At 68.9% G+C, this 681-nt stretch carries 1 pseudogene; it reads left to right on the forward strand.

Annotated features, from left to right (window positions below):
* Window positions 1-681: pseudogene (locus AC27IQ_RS26425) on the forward strand (LPS export ABC transporter permease LptF); the annotation flags it as partial.

Below are 681 nucleotides of genomic sequence, written 5' to 3' on the forward strand. Positions count from 1 at the left end.
TGGTCGGGGACGCTCTCGCGCATGTACCGCGACAGCGAGATGGTGGATCTGGTTCGCCAGTGGCCGGGGGGCTCATCAACCTGCTCACTCCGGCTGCTGCGCTTTGCTGGCCCGTGATGCTGGTCATCGCGACCTGGCCTGGTGATCTGGCCTGGGCCAACCAGCAGATCCAGGCCCTCAAGGTGCAGTACGAACAGCGCGGGGACGTGGACCGCATCGCGCCCGGTGAATTCCAGGAGTCCGCCAACGGCAGCCGCGTGTTCTTCATCGACCGGGAAAGCCCGGACAACGAACAGGCCAGCAACGTTTTCATCGCCTCGACCGAGCGCGGCCGCGAGACCGTGACATCCGCCCGCAGCGCCCGGCTGGAGACGCGCAACGGCGAGCGCATGGTGCTGCTGAGCGACGGCCAGCGCCTGGAGACCACCGTGGACAAGCCCGGGCTCAAGGTGAGCGAGTTCATCGAGTACGGCACGCGCATCGGATCGGCGCCCCCGGGCGCGCAGGATGAGCAGGCCGTCAAGACCATCTCCACCCCTGCCCTGCTGGCCTCAGCCGAGCCGGCCTTCCGCGCCGAACTGGGCTGGCGTTTCGGCCTGGCGGTGGCCGCCCTCAATTTCGTGGTGATGGGGCTCGCGCTGGCCAGCGTGAACCCCCGCGCCGGTCGCAGCAGCAGCCTGG

The sequence above is a fragment of the Acidovorax sp. KPB24-07 genome (assembly GCF_057543315.1).